The sequence below is a fragment of the Micromonospora trifolii genome, from assembly GCF_050516465.1.
Taxonomy (GTDB): domain Bacteria; phylum Actinomycetota; class Actinomycetes; order Mycobacteriales; family Micromonosporaceae; genus Micromonospora; species Micromonospora trifolii.
Genome location: NZ_CP191526.1, coordinates 5,306,657 through 5,322,155 on the forward strand (window position 1 = coordinate 5,306,657; position 15,499 = coordinate 5,322,155).

Below are 15,499 nucleotides of genomic sequence, written 5' to 3' on the forward strand. Positions count from 1 at the left end.
CCCTACAGCTTGATCTCGATGTCGACGCCAGCCGGCAGGTCGAGGCGCATGAGCGAGTCGACCGTCTTCGGGGTCGGGTCGATGATGTCGATCAGCCGCTTGTGCGTGCGCATCTCGAAGTGCTCGCGCGAGTCCTTGTACTTGTGCGGCGAGCGGATAACGCAGAAACGGTTGATCTCCGTGGGCAGCGGCACCGGGCCCGCGACCTGCGCCCCGGTGCGCGTCACCGTCTCGACGATCTTCCGAGCCGAGGAGTCGACGACCTCGTGGTCATAGGCCTTGAGCCGGATGCGGATCTTCTGTCCCGCCATGGTGGCTTCTGTTCCTTCTCTCGATGCCGCTGTGTTGCGGGCGCCTGTACCGGCTGGCACAGGCCCACTTCGCCGACCCCCGCGGTCGGGCGTGTCGCGCCCTCGGGCCGAGCTCCGCCCCTAGGTACCGGAGTGGTGCTGACCGCACGGGGGGTCAAGGCGCCGATCGCATTACCGCGACCTGAACGCCGTGCGAGGGTGGTTGGCGACTGGGCCGCCAACCACCCTACGCTCGACTGCCTCGCCACCCGGAGGTTCAGCGAAAGCCGAACACAGGCGACGAACTGTCGTTACGCAACCTGACTAGTATGCCGCACGACCGGCGGCGGGTCTAATCGGGGTTACCTAGTTCACTTGTTAATCTTGGTGACGAACCCGGCGCCGACGGTGCGGCCACCCTCGCGGATCGCGAACTTGAGGTTCTCCTCCATGGCGATGGGCTGGATCAGCTTCACCGACATGGACGTGTTGTCACCCGGCATGACCATCTCGGTGCCCTCGGGGAGGGTGACGACACCGGTGACGTCCGTGGTCCGGAAGTAGAACTGCGGACGGTAGTTCTGGAAGAACGGGGTGTGACGGCCACCCTCCTCCTTGGAGAGGATGTAGACCGTCGCCTCGAACTCCGTGTGCGGGGTGTTCGAGCCCGGCTTCACGACGACCATGCCGCGCTCGACCTCGTCGCGCTTGGTACCACGCAGCAGCAGGCCGACGTTCTCGCCTGCGCGGGCGTCGTCCAGGGTCTTCCGGAACATCTCGATCGCGGTGACCTTGGTCTTGAAGCTCTTCTCCTTGATACCGACGAGCTCAACATCCTCGTTCGGCAGGAGAACGCCGCGCTCCACGCGACCGGTGACGACGGTGCCACGACCGGTGATCGTGAAGACGTCCTCAACCGGCATCAGGAACGGCTTGTCAACCTCGCGCTCCGGCTGCGGGATCGAGGTGTCGACAGCGGTCATCAGGTCCAGCAGCTTGCCGGTCCACTCGGGGTCACCCTCGAGGGCCTTCAGCGCCGAAACCCGAACGACCGGCAGGTCGTCACCCGGGTACTCCTGCGAGGAGAGCAGCTCACGGACCTCGAGCTCGACGAGCTCCAGGAGCTCCTCGTCATCGACCATGTCGCTCTTGTTGAGCGCCACGACGATGTACGGCACACCGACCTGACGGGCCAGCAGCACGTGCTCGCGGGTCTGCGGCATCGGGCCGTCGGTCGCCGCGACCACCAGGATCGCGCCGTCCATCTGCGCGGCACCGGTGATCATGTTCTTGATGTAGTCGGCGTGCCCAGGGCAGTCGACGTGCGCGTAGTGCCGCGACTCGGTCTGGTACTCGACGTGTGCGATCGAGATCGTGATGCCGCGGGCCTTCTCCTCCGGCGCCTTGTCGATCTCGTCGAACGGCGTGTAGGGGTTCAGGTCCGGGTACTGGTCGTGCAGGACCTTGGTGATGGCCGCCGTCAGCGTCGTCTTACCGTGGTCGATGTGACCAATGGTGCCGATGTTGACGTGCGGCTTAGTCCGCTCGAACTTAGCCTTCGCCACTGGTGTCCTCCTGTGGACTTCTTGGTTCGTACGCCCGGCGCGCCGGTCGGCGCTTAGGACTCTGTCGACAGCCTTTCCGGCCTGACGGCCGGAGAGCCTTTGTGGGTTCTGCGGCGATGAAGCCTACAGGCCCGGTCTCACGCGATCCGATCGTGGTGGTCGCGGGCGGGTGAACCCTCCCGCGACCAACCACGAATCACCTGCTCAGGGCGTTACTCGCCCGTTGCCTTGGCGATGATCTCCTTCGCGACGCTCTGCGGAACCTCGGCGTAGGAGTCGAACTGCATGCTGTAGCTAGCCCGGCCCTGGGTCTTCGACCGCAGGTCGCCGACGTAGCCGAACATCTCCGACAACGGCACCAGGGCCCGGACGATGCGGGCGCCGCTGCGCTCCTCCATCGCCTGGATGATGCCGCGGCGGGAGTTGAGGTCACCGATGACGTCACCCATGTTCTCCTCAGGAGTGGTGACTTCAACGGCCATCATCGGCTCGAGCAGTGCCGGATCGGCCTTGCGGGCCGCGTCCTTCATCACCATCGAGCCGGCGATCTTGAATGCCATTTCCGACGAGTCAACCTCGTGGTACTGGCCGTCCAGCAGGGTCAGCTTCACGCCGACCAGCGGGAAGCCCGCGAGGATGCCGTACTGCAACGCGTCCTGCGCACCGGCGTCCACCGAGGGGATGAACTCCCGGGGGATGCGGCCGCCGCTGACGGCGTTGGCGAACTCGTAGGTCGGCGAGTCGTTGTCCAGCGGAAGCGGCTCGACGCTCACGATCACGCGGGCGTACTGGCCGGAACCACCGGTCTGCTTCTTGTGGGTGTACTCGACCTTGTCCACCTTGCGGCGGATGGTCTCGCGGTACGCCACCTGCGGCTTGCCGACGTTCGCCTCGACGTTGAACTCGCGGCGCATGCGGTCGACCAGGATGTCCAGGTGCAGCTCACCCATGCCGGAGATGACCGTCTGACCGGTCTCCTCGTCCAGCTGGACGCGGAAGGTCGGGTCCTCCTCGGCCAGGCGCTGGATGGCAGTACCCAGCTTCTCCTGGTCGGACTTGGTCTTCGGCTCGATCGCCACCGAGATGACCGGCTCCGGGAAGGTCATCGACTCCAGGATGACCGGGTTCGCCGGGTCGGAGAGAGTGTCGCCGGTGGTGGTCTGCTTGAGACCCTGCACGGCGATGATGTCGCCGGCCTGCGCCGACGGACGCTCTTCCCGCTTGTTGGCGTGCATCTGGTAGATCTTGCCGATGCGCTCCTTGCGGTCCTTGGTGGAGTTGACCACCTGGGAACCGGAATCGAGCGTGCCGGAGTAGACCCGGACGTAGGTGAGCTTGCCCAGGTGCTTGTCCGTCTGGATCTTGAAGGCCAGGCCGGAGAAGGGCTCCGAGTTGGACGGCTTACGCAGCAGCGGGGTCTCACCGTCGGTGGCCGTACCCTCGATCGCCGGAACGTCCAGCGGCGACGGCAGGAAGTCGACCACGGCGTCGAGCATGGGCTGAACGCCCTTGTTCTTGAACGCCGAGCCGCAGAGCACCGGGTTGGCCTTGCCGGCGATGGTGGCACGCCGGATGGCGGCCTTGATCTCCTCGGCGGGGATCTCCTCGCCCTCCAGGTACTTCTCCATCACCGCGTCGTCGACGTCGGCGAGGGTCTCCATCAGCTTCTCGCGCCACTCGGCTGCGGAGTCGGCCAGCTCGGCCGGGATCTCCTCAACCGCGTAGTCCTCACCCTTCTGGGTCTCCCCGCGCCAGGTGAGCGCGCGCATGCCGATCAGGTCGACGACACCGATGTGGTCACCCTCGAGCCCGATCGGGATCTGGAGCACCAGCGGGGTGGCGTTCAACCGGTCGATCATCATCTGCACGCAGCGGAAGAAGTCGGCGCCGGTCCGGTCGAGCTTGTTGACGAAGCACATACGCGGGACGTTGTACTTGTCGGCCTGCCGCCAGACGTTCTCCGTCTGCGGTTCCACGCCGGCGACACCGTCGTAAACCGCGACCGCACCATCCAGGACCCGCAGCGACCGCTCGACCTCGACCGTGAAGTCGACGTGGCCAGGCGTGTCGATGATCTGGATCGTGTGGTCTTTCCACTCACACTTGGTAGCAGCGGAGGTGATGGTGATACCACGCTCCTGCTCCTGCTCCATCCAGTCCATGACGGCAGCGCCCTCGTGGACCTCACCGATCTTGTACGTGATGCCGGTGTAGAACAGGATTCGCTCGGTGGTCGTGGTCTTACCGGCATCGATGTGCGCCATGATGCCGATGTTGCGTACCTTGGCGAGCGCGTCTGCGGCGGCCACTTCAATCCCTACTTATCGTCGTCTCGACTCAACTGGTGGCGGTTCCGGCGCCCGGAGGCGCCGGAACCAGGGTGTTACCAGCGGTAGTGCGCGAAGGCCTTGTTCGACTCGGCCATCTTGTGCGTGTCCTCGCGCCGCTTGACGGCGGCACCGAGGCCGTTGCTCGCGTCCAGCAGCTCGTTCATCAGCCGCTCGACCATGGTCTTCTCGCGCCGGGCGCGGGAGTACGTGACCAGCCAGCGCAGGCCCAGGGTGGTCGCCCGGGTCGGGCGGACCTCGACCGGAACCTGGTAGGTGGCGCCACCGACACGACGGCTGCGCACCTCGAGGGTCGGCTTGACGTTGTCCATCGCCCGCTTGAGGGTGACGACCGGGTCGGTGCCGGACTTCTCGCGGCAGCCCTCGAGGGCCGCGTACACGATGGACTCGGCGAGCTGACGCTTGCCGCGGAGCAGGATCTTGTTCACCAGCTGGGTGACCAGCGGCGAGTTGTACACCGGGTCAGCGACCAGTGGCCGCCGCGGAGCGGGTCCCTTACGCGGCATGTCAGCTCTTCTCCTTCTTCGCGCCGTAACGGCTGCGCGCCTGCTTGCGGTTGCGGACACCCTGGGTGTCCAGCGAGCCGCGAACGATCTTGTAACGCACGCCGGGGAGGTCCTTCACCCGGCCGCCGCGAACGAGCACGATCGAGTGCTCCTGCAGGTTGTGACCGACGCCGGGGATGTAGGCGGTCACCTCGATCTGGCTGCTGAGCTTCACGCGAGCGACCTTGCGCAGCGCCGAGTTCGGCTTCTTAGGGGTGGTGGTGTACACGCGGGTGCACACGCCGCGCCGCTGAGGGGAACCCTTCAGCGCCGGGGTCTTGGTCTTGGTCGTCTTCGCCTGGCGGCCCTTTCGGACCAGCTGCTGGATCGTGGGCACCGGGTTTCTCCGCTCCCTTCGGCCGCATTCGCGGCCGCGCCGTCTGCTCGTTAGCCGGCCTGATGACCGGCTCTCCTACATTCCGACCAGGGTCGCCTTGCGGAGACCCCGGCACCCGCGGTCGGGCGTGTCGCCCTCGTCACGGCCCCGTTGCGACGCTCTCGCGTGCGTACCGGGTTTTGTCACCGGCGCGCGGGTCGCCCCGCCCCGGATCTTTGGCTTGTCGTGCCGCCGCCCGTAAGCCGGAAACAGCGCACGCACGAGTTGCCCGGGCATGCCCGGGCACAAGGGGAAAGAGTACCTACCACAACCGCCCAGGTCAAAACGGAATGGCCCGGCGACCGTCTCACAACCGCCAGCCGGATCTCGTCCTGCCCCGTCGCCCGCGATGGGCACCTACGAATACAAGTGTACCGGCTTCCCCGCAGAAGCACCCATCGCCCCCGGGGTGACCGGAAGCCTTCCGCGGGAGACCCCCGTCAGGCGCCGGAGTTATCGGTGATCACCCTCACGTCAGGGTGAGAAGGAGGGCCAGACCCAGGCCCAGCAGGCTGAGCAGTGCCCCCGCCGCGCCGCAGCTGACCCCGGCCATCGCCAGCCCGCGGCCGGTGAACTGGACCGCGGAGGGCGCCGTCGGCCGCCGGATCTGCCGCCGGCCGAGCAGCCCGATGACGACCGCCGCCCCACCGGCCAGCACACCCAGCGCGGCGAACGCCCCGGAGGCCCAGGCCCCGCCGTCGTTCTTGAAGGCCACTCCGAAGCAGATCACCAGCAGTGAGACCAGAACCGACGCGATCCCCGCCACCAGCGCCCCGATGGCCAGCCCGGAGGTGACCGGTGCCACGTCCAGGTGCACGACGCCGAACGGCGTACCCGAAACCGACTCCACCCGCTTCGGCGGCCGGCGCTGGTCGTCGGTCGGCGGCGGCGGTACCGAACGCCCCGGCGTGCCACCCCACCCGGGGCCGTGCCCCGGGGGTGGCGGACCCCAGCCGGGCGGCGCCCCGGGTCCGGACGACGGCGGACCCCAGCCGTACGGCGCAGCCTGCCCAGACGAGGGCGGACCCCACCCAGGCGGCACACTCGGCCCAGACGAGGGCGGACCCCACCCAGCCGGCACAGACTGGGGCGGACCCCAGCCGTACGGCACTCCCGAAGCAGCCGCCGGCGGGCCCCAGCCAGGCGGCACACCCGGCCCGGAGGTCGGCGGGCCCCAGCCCTGCGGCGTCGAGGTCGGTGCGCTGGAGACCGGGTACGGCTGGCCGGAGCCGGGCGCCTCGGTCGTGCCCCAGCCGTTCGCACCCCAACCGGGGGGCGGCGCCGCAGAGGGCGGCGGGCTCGGGGTGGACACCGGTGGGTGTGGCTCGCCGCTCGGACCGGGTCGCGCCCAGTCGCTCGGCTCGCATGGCGGAGCCGGCGGGTCCGGCGGGCCGGCCGGTTCGTCCGCAGGGGGCCGCGCCGGTTCCGTCACGAGGTCCTCCTGTCGAAAGGCCGCCACCGCCACATGGCGGACACCGGCCAGGCTACCGCCGCGAGCACCGCCGCCCGCGCCGGGCGGGGCCACCGGTGGCTCAGTCCATGTTCGCCGGGTAGTCGTGGCCGAACGGGGCGCCGGCCAACCGGACCACCCCGATGACCACGGCGGCCACCACGCTGACCGCGACCAGCACCAGGCCGGTCCAGGCCATCCACTCCCCCCGGCGCAGCCAGACGCCGCCGGTCAGGAAGCCCCCCGAGGCGTACGCCTCGCGGCGCGCCTGCCGGGCCAGTTGCAGGGCCACCGTGGCCGGCACCACGCCACCGATGAACAGCCCGGTCAGCATGCCGAGCAGGCCCAGCGCGAAGACCGCCCGTGCCTTCGTGGCGCGGGCCGGGTCCGGGTCCAGCGGGTGGCGTACGCCCTGCTGGGCGACGGACACCTGCCCGGGTGCGGTCGTCATCCCCCCATCATGCCGAACCCGGCCCAGGGGTGGGTGGGCACGGACACGACGAGGCCCCCGGCTTTCACCGGGGGCCTCGTCGTGTGACTGGTGCTTAGCGGTACGACCCGAAGTCGAAATCGTCCAGCGGCACGGCCTGCCCGCTGGCCGGCCCGAACCCGTAGTCGGTCTCCGGGTAACCGGTCATCGAGTAGACCTTGGCCTTGGCCTCCTCGGTCGGCTCGACCCGGACGTTGCGGTACTTGCTGATGCCGGTACCGGCCGGGATGAGCTTTCCGATGATCACGTTCTCCTTGAGGCCGACCAGCGAGTCGCTGCGCGAGTTGATCGCAGCGTCGGTCAGCACCCGGGTGGTCTCCTGGAAGGAGGCCGCCGAGAGCCAGGAGTCGGTGGCCAGCGAGGCCTTGGTGATACCCATCAGCACCGGACGGCCAGCGGCGGGCTCGCCACCCTCCGAGACGAGTCGGCGGTTCTCCGACTCGAACAGCGCCCGGTCGACGAGCACGCCCGGCAGGAACTCGGTCGAGCCGGAGTCGATGACCGTCACCCGCTTGAGCATCTGGCGGATGATGATCTCGATGTGCTTGTCGTGGATGAGCACACCCTGCGAGCGGTAGACCTCCTGGACCTCACTGGTCAGGTGGACCTGGACCGCCCGCGGACCCATGATCCGCAGCAGCTCGTGCGGGTCGATGGTGCCCTCGGTCAGCTTCTCGCCGACCGCGACGTGACCACCGTCGTGGGTACGGAGCTTGACGCGCTTCGAGATCTTGTCGTAGACGATCTCTTCGCTGCCGTCGTCCGGCACAACGATGATCTTGCGCGAGCGCTCGCCGTCCTCGATCCGGATCCGACCGGGGGTGTCGGCGATGGGCGCCTTACCCTTCGGGACCCGAGCCTCGAAGATTTCCTGAACACGCGGCAGACCCTGGGTGATGTCCTCACCCGCGACACCACCGGTGTGGAAGGTACGCATCGTCAGCTGCGTACCAGGCTCACCGATGGACTGGGCGGCGATGATGCCGACCGCCTCGCCGATGTCGACCGACTTACCGGTCGGCAGCGACCGGCCGTAGCAGGCCGCGCAGACGCCCAGCTTCGACTCACAGGTGAGCACGCTGCGCACTCGGACCGTCTCCACACCAGCGGCGACGATCTTGTCGACCCCGATGGAGTTGATGTCCTGACCGCGCTCGGCGACGACGGTGCCGTCCGGCCCCTTGATGTCGTCGGCGAGGGTCCGGGCGTGCACGCTGGTCTCGGCGTGGGTGTGGACGACGAGCTTGCCGTCCAGCTTCTCGCCGATCTGCATCGGGATCGCCCGGTCGGTGCCGCAGTCCTCTTCGCGGATGATGACGTCCTGCGAGACGTCCACCAGACGACGGGTCAGGTAACCCGAGTCGGCGGTCCGCAGCGCGGTGTCGGCGAGACCCTTACGGGCACCGTGCGTGGAGATGAAGTACTCCAGCACGGACAGACCCTCCCGGTAGCTGGCCTTGATCGGCCGCGGGATGATCTCGCCCTTGGGGTTGGCCACCAGACCACGGATCGCCGCGATCTGCCGGAGCTGGAGCAGGTTACCGCGAGCACCCGAGTTGATCATCTTCCACAGCGGGTTCTCCTGCGGCAGCGCGGTGTCCATCTCCTTGGCGACCTCGTTGGTCGCCTTGGTCCAGATCTCGATGAGCTCGCCGCGACGCTCCTCGGCGGTCATCAGACCACGCTGGTACTGCTTGTCGATCTGGTCGGCGTCCTTCTCGTACTTCGCCAGGATCTCCGCCTTGCGCGGCGGAGCGATGACGTCCTCCATGCCGATCGTCACGCCGGACCAGGTGGCCCAGTGGAAACCGGCCTCCTTGAGCCCGTCCAGGGTGGCGGCCAGCGCCACCTTGGGGAAGCGCTCGGCGAGGTCGTTGACGATCGCGGAGAGCTGACCCTTGCGGATCTCGTAGTTCACGAAGCGGTAGCCCTGCGGCAGCGTCTCGTTGAACAGCACCCGACCCAGGGTGGTCTCCACGGTCAGCGGGTCACCCTCGACCCAGCCCTCCGGGGCGCTCCACGCCTCGGAGCCGTTGCCGTTGTCGACCCCGACCACGCCACGGAGACGGATCTTCACCGGCGCCTGCAGGTGCAGCTCGCCGTTGTCGAAGGCCATCCGCGCCTCGGCGTCCGAGCTGAACGCCCGGCCCTCGCCCTTCTCACCGACGGTGAGGTGGGTGAGGTGGTACAGACCGATGACCATGTCCTGGGTAGGCATGGTGACCGGCTTACCGTCGGCCGGCTTGAGGATGTTGTTCGACGACAGCATCAGGATCCGCGCCTCGGCCTGAGCCTCGGCGGACAGCGGCACGTGCACCGCCATCTGGTCACCGTCGAAGTCGGCGTTGAACGCGGTGCAGACCAGCGGGTGGATCTGGATCGCCTTGCCCTCGACCAGTTGCGGCTCGAAGGCCTGGATGCCCAGGCGGTGCAGGGTCGGTGCCCGGTTGAGCAGCACCGGGTGCTCGCCGATGACCTCTTCCAGCACGTCCCACACGACCGGGCGCTGACGCTCGACCATCCGCTTGGCGGACTTGATGTTCTGCGCGTGGTTGAGGTCGACCAGCCGCTTCATCACGAACGGCTTGAACAGCTCCAGCGCCATCTGCTTGGGCAGACCGCACTGGTGCAGCTTGAGCTTCGGGCCGACCACGATGACCGAACGGCCGGAGTAGTCGACGCGCTTGCCCAGCAGGTTCTGGCGGAACCGGCCCTGCTTGCCCTTGAGCATGTCGGACAGCGACTTGAGCGGGCGGTTACCCGGGCCGGTGACCGGCCGGCCGCGACGGCCGTTGTCGAACAGCGCGTCGACGGCCTCCTGGAGCATCCGCTTCTCGTTGTTGACGATGATCTCGGGCGCGCCGAGGTCGATCAGCCGCTTGAGGCGGTTGTTCCGGTTGATCACGCGGCGGTACAGGTCGTTCAGGTCCGAGGTCGCGAAGCGGCCACCGTCGAGCTGCACCATCGGGCGCAGGTCCGGCGGGATGACCGGGACGCAGTCCAGCACCATGCCGAGCGGCGAGTTGCGGGTGTTCAGGAACGCCGCGACGACCTTGAGTCGCTTGAGCGCCCGGATCTTCCGCTGACCCTTGCCGGAGCGGATGGTCTCCCGCAGGCTCTCGGCCTCGGCGTCGAGGTCCATGTTCTGGACCAGCGCCTTGATCGCCTCGGCGCCCATGGAACCGGTGAAGTACTCACCGAACCGGTCGCGCAGCTCGCGGTAGAGCAGCTCGTCGGTGACCAGCTGCTTCGGCTCCAGCTTGCGGAAGGTGTCCAGCACCTCGTCCAGGCGGTCGATCTCGCGCTGGGCCCGGTCGCGGATCTGGCGCATCTCGCGCTCTCCGCCCTCCTTGACCTTGCGCCGGACGTCCGCCTTGGCACCCTCGGCCTCCAGCTCGGCCAGGTCGGCCTCGAGCTTGGCGGCCCGCTTCTCGATCTCCGAGTCGCGGCTGTTCTCGGACTGCCGCTTCTCGGCCAGGATCTCGTTCTCGATCGTCGAGAGGTCACGGTGACGCGACTCCGCGTCCACGCTCGTCACGACGTACGAGGCGAAGTAGATGATCTTCTCGAGGTCCTTGGGGGCGAGGTCCAGCAGGTAACCCAGCCGGCTCGGAACGCCCTTGAAGTACCAGATGTGGGTCACCGGAGCGGCGAGCTCGATGTGCCCCATCCGCTCACGACGGACCTTGGAGCGAGTCACCTCGACGCCGCAGCGCTCACAGATGATGCCCTTGAACCGAACGCGCTTGTACTTACCGCAGTAGCACTCCCAGTCCCGCTGCGGACCGAAGATCTTCTCGCAGAAGAGCCCGTCCTTTTCCGGCTTCAGGGTGCGGTAGTTGATCGTCTCAGGCTTCTTGACCTCGCCGTGCGACCACTGACGGATGTCGTCGGCGGTGGCGAGACCAATGCGCAGCTCGTCGAAGAAGTTGACGTCGAGCACTATGTCCCCTATGTCGTCGTCTGTACTGCTAATTCTCGGGTGGGGGGGGGGGGGGGGGGGGGCCCCCCCCCCCCCCGACCGCTCACCTCAGACCTCTTCGACCGAGCTCGGCTCGCGCCGGGACAGGTCGATGCCCAGCTCCTCAGCGGCCCGGAACACCTCGTCGTCGGTCTCGCGCATTTCCAGGGCCACACCGTCGCTGGAGAGCACCTCAACGTTGAGGCACAGCGACTGCAGCTCCTTGAGCAGCACCTTGAACGACTCCGGGATGCCCGGCTCCGGGATGTTCTCGCCCTTGACGATGGCCTCGTAGACCTTCACTCGGCCGAGCACGTCGTCGGACTTGATCGTGAGCAGCTCCTGCAGGGCGTAGGCAGCGCCGTACGCCTGCATCGCCCAGCACTCCATCTCACCGAAACGCTGACCACCGAACTGCGCCTTACCACCCAGCGGCTGCTGCGTGATCATCGAGTACGGACCGGTCGAACGAGCGTGGATCTTGTCGTCGACCAGGTGGTTGAGCTTCAGGATGTAGACGTAGCCGACCGCGATCGGGTCCGGCAGTGGCTCGCCGGAACGACCATCGAACAACTGCGCCTTGCCGGTACGCCCGATCAGTTGCTTGCCGTCCCGGTTGGGCAGGGTCGACTCGAGCAGGCCGGAGATCTCCTCCTCGCGAGCACCATCGAAGACCGGGGTGGCCACGTTGGTGTCGCCCTCGGACTCGTGCGCGTCGATCGAGCGCAGCTGGCGCTTCCAGTCGGCGTCGTCACCCTCGACCTTCCAACCGGTCTTGGCGACCCAACCGAGGTGGGTCTCCAGCACCTGGCCGATGTTCATCCGGCTCGGCACACCGAGCGGGTTGAGCACGATGTCGACCGGGGTGCCGTCCTCAAGGAACGGCATGTCCTCGATCGGCAGGATCTTCGAGATGACGCCCTTGTTGCCGTGCCGGCCGGCGAGCTTGTCGCCGTCCTGGATCTTGCGCTTCTGGGCGACGTAGACCCGGACCAGCTCGTTGACACCCGGCGGCAACTCGTCGCCGTCCTCGCGGGAGAACGTGCGCACACCGATGACCGTGCCGGTCTCGCCGTGCGGCACCTTCAGCGAGGTGTCCCGAACCTCACGCGCCTTCTCACCGAAGATCGCGCGGAGCAGGCGCTCCTCCGGGGTCAGCTCGGTCTCACCCTTGGGCGTGACCTTGCCGACCAGAATGTCACCGGGGACGACCTCGGCACCGATCCGGATGATGCCGCGCTCGTCGAGGTCAGCGAGCATTTCCTCGCTGACGTTCGGGATGTCGCGGGTGATCTCCTCCGGACCGAGCTTGGTGTCCCGAGCGTCGACCTCGTGCTCCTCGATGTGGATCGAGGTGAGCACGTCCTGCTGCACGAGGCGCTGCGACAGGATGATCGCGTCCTCGTAGTTGTGGCCCTCCCAGCACATGAACGCCACCAGCAGGTTGCGTCCGAGCGCCATCTCGCCCTCGTCGGTGCACGGACCGTCGGCGATGACCTGACCGGCCTCGACGCGGTCGCCCTCGAAGACGACCGGCTTCTGGTTGACGCAGGAGCCGGCGTTGGAGCGGCGGAACTTGTGCAGCAGGTACGTCCGGCGGTGGCCGTCATCCTGGTGGATGGTGACGTAGTCGGCGCAGAGATCTTCGATCACACCGCCGACCTCGGCGACCACCACGTCGCCAGCGTCGACCGCGGCCCGGTACTCCATGCCCGTACCCACGAGCGGCGCCTCGGCCTTGACCAGCGGCACCGCCTGGCGCTGCATGTTCGCGCCCATCAGTGCCCGGTTGGCGTCGTCGTGCTCGAGGAACGGGATCATGGCGGTCGCGACCGAGGTCATCTGCCGGGGCGAGACGTCCATGTAGTCGACGGCACCGGGGACGACGTCCTCGGTCTCGCCGCCCTTACGACGGCAGAGCACCCGGTCCTCGGCGAACGTGCCGTCAGCCTTCAGGCGCGCGTTGGCCTGGGCCTTGACGAACCGGTCCTCCTCGTCCGCGGTCAGGTAGTCGATCTGGTCGGTGACCCGACCCTCGACGACCTTCCGGTACGGCGTCTCGATGAAGCCGAACGGGTTGACCCGGGCGAAGGTGGACAGCGCGCCGATCAGGCCGATGTTCGGGCCTTCCGGCGTCTCGATCGGGCACATCCGGCCGTAGTGGGACGGGTGCACGTCGCGGACCTCGAAGCCGGCCCGCTCCCGGGACAGACCACCCGGGCCGAGCGCGCTCAGCCGACGCCGGTGGGTCAGGCCCGCCAGCGGGTTGGTCTGGTCCATGAACTGGGACAGCTGGGACGTCCCGAAGAACTCCTTGATCGCCGCCACCACCGGGCGGATGTTGATCAGGGTCTGCGGGGTGATCGCCTCGACGTCCTGCGTGGTCATCCGCTCGCGGACGACACGCTCCATCCGGGAAAGGCCGACCCGAACCTGGTTCTGGATCAGCTCGCCCACGGTACGGAGGCGCCGGTTGCCGAAGTGGTCGATGTCGTCGGCCTCGTAGCCGTCCTCACCGGCGTGCAGCCGGCACAGGTACTCCACGGTGGCGACGATGTCGTCCTCGGTCAGCGTGCCGGTGGTGATCGGTACGCCGACTTCGAGCTTCTTGTTGAACTTGTAGCGCCCGACCTTGGCGACGTCGTACCTCTTCGGGTTGAAGAAGAGGTTGTCGAGCAGGGTCTGGGCGTTCTCGCGCGTCGGCGGCTCGCCAGGGCGCAGCTTGCGGTAGATATCGAGCAGAGCCTCGTCGGCGCCGGCGATGTGGTCCTTCTCGAGCGTGGTCATCATCAGCTCGGACCAGCCGAACTTCTCACGGATCCGCTCGGCCGACCATCCGATGGCCTTGAGCAGGACGGTGACGGCCTGCCGACGCTTGCGGTCGATGCGTACACCGACCGTGTCGCGCTTATCGATGTCGAACTCCAGCCAGGCACCCCGACTCGGGATGACCTTGACGCTGGAGAGGTCGCGGTCGGAGGTCTTGTCCGGCTGCTTGTCGAAGTACACGCCCGGAGACCGGACGAGCTGGCTGACCACGACGCGCTCGGTGCCGTTGATGACGAAGGTGCCCTTGGGCGTCATCATCGGGAAGTCACCCATGAACACCGTCTGGCTCTTGATCTCGCCAGTGGTGTTGTTGGTGAACTCCGCGGTCACGAAGAGCGGAGCGCAGTAGGTCAGGTCCTTCTCCTTGCACTCCTCGATCGAGGCCTTGACCTCGTCGAAGCGCGGCGCTGAGAAGGAGAGCGACATGGTGCCGGAGAAGTCCTCAATGGGACTGATCTCTTCAAGGATCTCCGCGAGACCCGATCGTGCGTGCGGGTCGTCCGCCGACCGGCCCTGCCAAGCCTCGTTGCCCACGAGCCAGTCGAAGGACTCGTTCTGGATGGCAAGGAGGTTGGGGACCTCGAGGTGTTCGGTGATCCTGCCGAATGAAACTCGGCGGGGAGCGAATGCGCTCGACGTACGACTGGTCTTCGCAGGGCGGGAAGCTGCCAAGATGCGTCCTTCCGAGGACCGGTGCTGCAGAACGGCTGGTACGCGTGCACTCCAATGACCCCACCAGAAATATCCGTAAACGGACATTTCCGAGCAGGGGTCAAGTCGGAAGGCAGCGCAAACTAGCAGTGTAGCCGAGAGGCTAACCGCTGTCCAGCCCACCCCGCAGGTTGTTTGCGGAGCGCGCCTCGGCCCCCGTCAACCGGGGTCTGCCGGGCCGCTCAGAACGCAACTCCCCACTGGGCCGCTCGGGTTACAGCGGCCGATGGTGCCGCCGCTGTCATACCCACGTCGTGGCCGTCGCAAGCGCGGTGTCTTGCTGGTGTCAGCGTGCCTGGCAGCCCCGGGCCGCGTCAAGGGCCGGTATCCGGGTTGTCCCTTGTTTCCCACTGGAGGGCGACCCGCCACGCTCGTTCGAGTCAAGGGTACGCGTGGTCGGAGCCCAGCTCAGGACCGGTCGCAGCCAGATCCACCAATACGGCGGGCGGTGATCCGTGTCGGATCACCGCCCGCCGCGACGCGATGGTGTCCCAGCTCACGAGCCGGGTACGCGTTGGTGGAACGTCAGGTCACTTGAGGGTGACCTTGGCGCCTTCACCCTCGAGCTTGGCCTTCGCCTTGTCGGCGGTCTCCTTGTTGACCTTCTCCAGGATGGCCTTCGGCGCGGACTCGACCGCGTCCTTGGCCTCCTTGAGGCCCAGGCCGGTCAGCTCACGCACGACCTTGATGACCTGGATCTTCTTGCCACCGTCAGCCTCGAGGATGACGTCGAACTCGTCCTGCTCCGGCTCGGCCTCGGCCGCAGCGCCACCGCCACCGCCGGCAGCGGCAACCGCGACCGGAGCAGCAGCGGTGACCTCGAAGGTCGTCTCGAACTGCTTCACGAACTCAGAGAGCTCGATCAGCGTCATCTCCTTGAACGCGTCGAGCAGCTCGTCGGTGCTGAGCTTCGCCATATCTGGCGTCCTTTCCT

The 15,499-nt window shown here is 67.3% G+C and carries 10 protein-coding genes; all 10 read right to left on the bottom strand.

Annotated elements, in window-relative coordinates; translation table 11 throughout:
* Nucleotides 1–2: 2 nt before the first annotated feature.
* The gene (gene rpsJ / locus ACQRWP_RS24700) at nt 3–311 is read right to left on the bottom strand and encodes a 30S ribosomal protein S10 (protein ID WP_007073037.1); all 309 of its coding nucleotides are present in this window, start codon (nt 309–311) and stop codon (nt 3–5) included.
* A 350-nt stretch (nt 312–661) separates the two neighbouring features.
* Entirely contained in the window at nt 662–1,855 is a 1,194-nt protein-coding gene (tuf, locus tag ACQRWP_RS24705) for an elongation factor Tu (protein ID WP_030489585.1), read from the bottom strand.
* Between the two features lie 212 nt (nt 1,856–2,067).
* Nucleotides 2,068–4,164, bottom strand: a complete 2,097-nt coding sequence (gene fusA, locus ACQRWP_RS24710; protein WP_430498093.1) for an elongation factor G — start codon at nt 4,162–4,164, stop codon at nt 2,068–2,070.
* 74 nt (nt 4,165–4,238) lie between these two features.
* The gene (gene rpsG, locus ACQRWP_RS24715; RefSeq protein ID WP_007465317.1) at nt 4,239–4,709 is read right to left on the bottom strand and encodes a 30S ribosomal protein S7; all 471 of its coding nucleotides are present in this window, start codon (nt 4,707–4,709) and stop codon (nt 4,239–4,241) included.
* 1 nt (nt 4,710) lies between these two features.
* Nucleotides 4,711–5,085, bottom strand: a complete 375-nt coding sequence (gene rpsL, locus ACQRWP_RS24720) for a 30S ribosomal protein S12 (RefSeq protein ID WP_007465318.1) — start codon at nt 5,083–5,085, stop codon at nt 4,711–4,713.
* Between the two features lie 508 nt (nt 5,086–5,593).
* Entirely contained in the window at nt 5,594–5,974 is a 381-nt protein-coding gene (locus ACQRWP_RS24725; protein ID WP_430498096.1) for a hypothetical protein, read from the bottom strand.
* A gap of 682 nt (nt 5,975–6,656) precedes the next feature.
* Complete coding sequence (locus ACQRWP_RS24730) at nt 6,657–7,025, bottom strand: hypothetical protein (RefSeq protein WP_210784125.1); 369 nt, start codon at nt 7,023–7,025, stop codon at nt 6,657–6,659.
* A 94-nt stretch (nt 7,026–7,119) separates the two neighbouring features.
* Entirely contained in the window at nt 7,120–11,007 is a 3,888-nt protein-coding gene (locus tag ACQRWP_RS24735; RefSeq protein ID WP_238679504.1) for a DNA-directed RNA polymerase subunit beta', read from the bottom strand.
* Between the two features lie 87 nt (nt 11,008–11,094).
* The gene (locus tag ACQRWP_RS24740) at nt 11,095–14,526 is read right to left on the bottom strand and encodes a DNA-directed RNA polymerase subunit beta (protein ID WP_091402413.1); all 3,432 of its coding nucleotides are present in this window, start codon (nt 14,524–14,526) and stop codon (nt 11,095–11,097) included.
* Nucleotides 14,527–15,095: 569 nt separating this feature from the next.
* On the bottom strand, nt 15,096–15,482 hold the full coding sequence (rplL, locus tag ACQRWP_RS24745; protein WP_387177152.1) for a 50S ribosomal protein L7/L12: 387 nt from the start codon (nt 15,480–15,482) through the stop codon (nt 15,096–15,098).
* Nucleotides 15,483–15,499 lie beyond the last annotated feature (17 nt).